Consider the following 4,189-nt stretch of genomic DNA (forward strand, 5'->3'; position numbering starts at 1 on the left):
GCTGCCGGCGGCGGGCAGCGGGCGGACGGCGGCGGTCGGACCGAGGGTGGGGGCGGCGGCCGGCTCGGCCAGCCCGGCCTCGACGGCGAGCAGCGGCAGCACGGTGGCGGCCCGGGTGACCGCCCAACCCGGGTCGTCGACGAAGGTGGACTCGTCCAGCCCGAACCGGGCCAGCCCGGCCTCGATCCGGTAGAGGTCGGCCAGTTCGAGGTCGTCCGAGCCGTTCACCCGGACGGTGGCGGAGTCGTTCGCCTCGCTGCTCTCCGAGGTGTAGGTGACGTCGGCGTACGCCTCGAGCCAGCGGGGGCAACCGGGGGCGTCGCCGACCGCCGTGCCGTCGCCCGCGTTCGAGCCGACGCTCACCACGTCGTACCCGTCCGTCAGCCGCCACCCGTAGCAGATCCGCTGGCCGGCGGCGGCGGACGCCAGGAGCGGGACGGTGTCGGCGCGCTCGTCGGCGGCCGGGGCCGGGACGGCGGTGTCGGAGTCACCGGTCAGCGCCCCGACGGCACAGAGCCCGACGGTGACCACGATGATCACCGACCAGACCAGCAGTTGCTGCCGCTTCTTCGGCCCACCCTTCGCCGGCGGCCTGGTGCCGGTCATCAGCTGATCGCGGCGGCGATGATCGCGCCGGTGGCCAGGTGGACCACGGCGGAGACCCAGACCGCGGGGTGCGGCTCCGGGTCGACCAGGATCTCCCCGAGCTTGCCCGGGGTGGCCATGTCCAGCAGCAGGAACGCCGCCGCCATGATGACCAGGCCGAGGATGCCGTACGCGGCCGCGCCGACCAGGCCGAGCACGAAGTCGTCCGCGCTGGCGGCGATCGCGGCGACCACGATGGTGCCGACGCCGGCCAGGTTCGAGGCGAGCAGCAGCGCCGCGTTGCGGTTCCGGGCGACCCAGATCAGCTCGTGGAGCTTGCCGGGGGTGGCGACGTCGACCAGGACGTAGCCGACGGCCATCAGGGCCACGCCGACCACGCCGTAGGCGAGCGTGACCAGCAGATCGGTGACCAGCGTCTGCACAGGGGACTCCAGGATCTTCGCAGGTGGGAGGGGTCAGGTCACTTGCCGGCGCCGGGTCCGCCACCGCGGACCGTGCTGCCCCGGCCCCAGCCCCAGTGGTTTCCCACCCGGGAGTGGTAGCGCGGGTACGCGGTGGTCATCCGTTCCAGCAGGATCACCGAGCCGGCGGCGAGCGGGAGGATCACCACCGAGTCGTCGTCGTAGCGCAGGTAGACGCCGCTGCCGTCGACGTACTGGTCGGCCGGCTGCCAGGCGTGGCTGATGTCCGCGGACACCTGGCTGGGCGCCTTGTTCGAGGTGTACGCGATCGCGTCGGAGCCGATGTCCCGGCTGCTTGCCCGGGCGTAGTGGTCCTGCACGTAACCGCGCGGCGAGAAGTTGCCGTAGAAGATGGCGAAGGCGGCGATCAGCGCGCCGATCACGGCGAACGCCACGCCCACCACGAACCAGCGTCGGTACGTCACAGTGCCACCACCGTCTCGGTCAGGACCAGTTCGTTGGTCTGCGGATACGCGTGCCAGGTGCGCCAGGCCACCGAGCCGACCGGCGGCTGGGGGCGGACGGCGAGCGCGGTGATCGCGTCGACGTCGCCGGGAAAGACCCCGACCAGGGCGTACGGGTCGTCGGCCAGCTCGGCGCGGAGCGCGGCGACCCGGGTGCGCAGGCCGTCGCCGGCGGGCCGGAGCACCGTGGCGGTGAACCGGTAGCCGGCACTCTCGTCGTGCAGGGTGTCGGGCAGGTGCGGCGGCCGCCCGGGGAGGCAGGCGACGGTCTCGGTGAGGTCGCCGAGGATCACCTGGTGCGAGGCGCCGAGCAGGCGGAGCCGCAGGCGCAGGCCGCCGGGCAGGGTCAGCTCGCGTACGTGCAGGGCGGGGCGTTCCGGCCCGCCCAGGCTCAGGCTCAGGTCGGCGGCGCGGGTGTCCACATACGGCGCGTCGAGGTCGACCAGCACGCTCAGGACACCTGCTCGGGGCCGCCCTGCGGGTAGATCATCACCTCGGCGCGGTGCAGCTTCTCGCCGAGGTTCACCTCCCAGCCGGCCTCGCCGTACGCCTCGAAGGAGAGCCGGGCCCCGCCGGGGGCCTGGTAGTCGTGGTAGCGCATGGTGCCGCGCGGGTCGAGGCCGGTGCCCTCGGTGGCGGTGTACTTGGCCTGGCCGGACTCGTCCCACTGGTAGCGGCGGCCGGCGATCTCCAGCGTCGGCGCGCCGGGGGTGACGGTGGCGGACGGCTCGCCGGTCCAGAGCACCAGCTCCAGGTCCGGGTCCGCCTCGACGGAGAGCCAGCGCTTCACCCCGCCGGCGTCGTCGAGCAGGTGCTCGGCCCAGCTCCAGCCGCCCTCGACCAGATGCACCGAGCCGCGCACGGTGTACGGCACCTGACGGATCTCGACGATGTCACCGGGCTTGAGGGCGCGGGGGTCGCCGCGCAGCGCGTCGGCGTCGCGGTCGCGGAACGGGTCACCGGTGGCCTCCGGGCGGGGCCGGGACCCCGCCCGGCTCAGCGCCACCACGGCGATCACCACGCCGGCCACCCCGAGCAGGCACCCCAGTCCCGCCACCAGGTACGCCAATGTTCCGTTCACGACCCCGCCTCCCCACGTGCGTCGGCGGAGACGGTAACAACCCGACGCACGTACGCCGAAGTCCCGCTCGTTGAGTGAGCGCTCAGCTACGTCAGGCCCCGGCAGGCGGCTGTCCCGGCCGGTCAGGCGGCGTGGTGCCGTCGGCCTGCCCTCCGGCATCGGTCAGGGTCGTCGGATCGCTGGGCGGACCGGCCGGCATCGCGCCGGCGGGCGGATGAGCGAGGTGCAGTGCCGGATCGGGGCAGAGCAGGTAGCCCGGCGGCAGCCAGACCGGCTGGCCCGGCTGCGGGTGCCCCGGCCCGTAGTAGCCGTAGCCGTACGCCGGCCAGGGGTTGGCGGCCGCGGTCGGCACGTCGCCGCGGAACCAGCGGCGGGACTCGGGGAGCAGGAGCAGCACCACCACGGCCACGGTGAGCGCCAGCACCAGCAGGACGCCGATCCCGCCGGCCGCGGCAGTCACCACACCCTGCTCGTCTCCCCGGGAGTAGAGGGTGTCGAGGAACCTGGACTGCTCCCAGTCGCCGTCGGGCCCCTCGCTCCCGGCCGGGCCGAACTCCGGGTCGCCCATTCCGGCCGCCATGACCAGCGGAACGATCAGCAGGCCCCCGCAGCCCTGCACGATGCAGAGCAGCAACTGCCCGCAGGCAGCCACGAAGACCAGGACCCGGGCGACGTTGCTGCCCCGGCGCAGCGGCAGCGCGGTGGCCGCGAGCCAGCCGGCGAGGAGCAGCGCGGGAATCCCGAGGAAGAGCGTCGTGAACAGGTTTCCGCTGCGCTCCGCAGACACCTCCGCCGGGTCGGCGTCCGGGACCTGCCGCAACACGTCGTCGATCAGCGCGTCATAGCGCACCGCCTCGACGACCACCACGCAGAGCAGAGCGAGCAGGACGGCCACCGTCGCGAGTTGCAACCAGTAGGCGACCGCCACCGTTCCGGGCCGGACGGGTCGGGGCGAGGCAGCGCCGGGAGATGTCATGGCGGAAAGCTAAGGCCATCCGACGCGTTCCGCCGCCCCCCGTTCGGTGGACCCGGGGTCAGGCCCCGGTCAGGCGTTCCGTGGCGTACTCACGGAGGGTGGCGCGGCCCATGAGGCAGCCGCTGAACGTGGTGAACTCGGCGTCGTCGTCGCGCAGCCGCTCCCAGGCGGCCCGGCCGGCCGCCCGGTCCACGGTGTCCAGCAGCGCCGCCGCGTACGCCTTCCCGGCCGGCGACCCGTGCCGGAGCAGCCAGTCGACCTTCTTCCGGGCCTGTTCCGGATGCTCGTGCAGGGCCCGCTCGACGTGCCGGTACGCGTCCGTCGCCGGCAGGATCTGCGACGCGATCCCCACCCCGCCGAACGCGAGGGTGTCCGCCCGAGACAACTCCTCGACGGCCGCCGCCAACTCCCGGTCCTTCTTCCCCATCCCCAACATGCCCTCCCTAGTGCCCCACCCGGCCGCCGCTGACCCTGTTGATCAAGAAGTTTGCGTCGGCGGACCTGCTTCCCGTGGCGCAAACTCCTTGATCACCGAAGCCGGCCGGCCCAGGGTCCGCGTGGCGCGGGCCCCGGGCCGGGGTGTCAGGCGGCGGTGACGGTG

Annotated in this window: 7 protein-coding genes; all 7 read right to left on the reverse strand. The window is 73.7% G+C overall.

Annotated elements, in window-relative coordinates; genetic code table 11:
- The coding region (locus tag ACWEVO_RS31560) for a hypothetical protein (protein ID WP_452311110.1) at positions 1 to 606 on the reverse strand (606 nt) is incomplete at its 3' end.
- Positions 606 to 1,028, reverse strand: coding sequence for a DUF350 domain-containing protein (locus tag ACWEVO_RS31565; RefSeq protein ID WP_452311111.1), 423 nt, complete (start codon positions 1,026 to 1,028; stop codon positions 606 to 608). The genes ACWEVO_RS31565 and ACWEVO_RS31560, both read right to left, overlap by 1 nt.
- Before the next feature lie 38 nt (positions 1,029 to 1,066).
- The gene (locus ACWEVO_RS31570; RefSeq protein ID WP_452311112.1) at positions 1,067 to 1,492 is read right to left on the reverse strand and encodes a DUF4247 domain-containing protein; all 426 of its coding nucleotides are present in this window, start codon (positions 1,490 to 1,492) and stop codon (positions 1,067 to 1,069) included.
- Positions 1,489 to 1,980 (reverse strand): DUF2617 family protein, encoded by a 492-nt coding sequence (locus ACWEVO_RS31575; protein ID WP_452311113.1) that lies wholly within the window; start codon positions 1,978 to 1,980, stop codon positions 1,489 to 1,491. Before ACWEVO_RS31575 ends, ACWEVO_RS31570 begins: the two co-directional genes overlap by 4 nt.
- Positions 1,981 to 1,982: 2 nt before the next feature.
- On the reverse strand, positions 1,983 to 2,612 hold the full coding sequence (locus ACWEVO_RS31580) for a DUF4178 domain-containing protein (protein ID WP_452311114.1): 630 nt from the start codon (positions 2,610 to 2,612) through the stop codon (positions 1,983 to 1,985).
- Between the two features lie 91 nt (positions 2,613 to 2,703).
- Positions 2,704 to 3,588, reverse strand: coding sequence for a hypothetical protein (locus tag ACWEVO_RS31585; protein ID WP_452311115.1), 885 nt, complete (start codon positions 3,586 to 3,588; stop codon positions 2,704 to 2,706).
- Positions 3,589 to 3,646: 58 nt separating this feature from the next.
- Positions 3,647 to 4,024, reverse strand: coding sequence for a hypothetical protein (locus ACWEVO_RS31590; RefSeq protein WP_452311116.1), 378 nt, complete (start codon positions 4,022 to 4,024; stop codon positions 3,647 to 3,649).
- Positions 4,025 to 4,189 lie beyond the last annotated feature (165 nt).

Source organism: Micromonospora sp. NPDC003776 (assembly GCF_053605645.1).

What these genes read in the sequence shown, in the direction of transcription:
- ACWEVO_RS31585 (WP_452311115.1), bottom strand. Translation starts at nt 3,588, where the DNA reads ATGACATCTCCCGGCGCTGCCTCGCCCCGACCCGTCCGGCCCGGAACG.
- ACWEVO_RS31590 (WP_452311116.1), bottom strand. Translation starts at nt 4,024, where the DNA reads ATGTTGGGGATGGGGAAGAAGGACCGGGAGTTGGCGGCGGCCGTCGAG.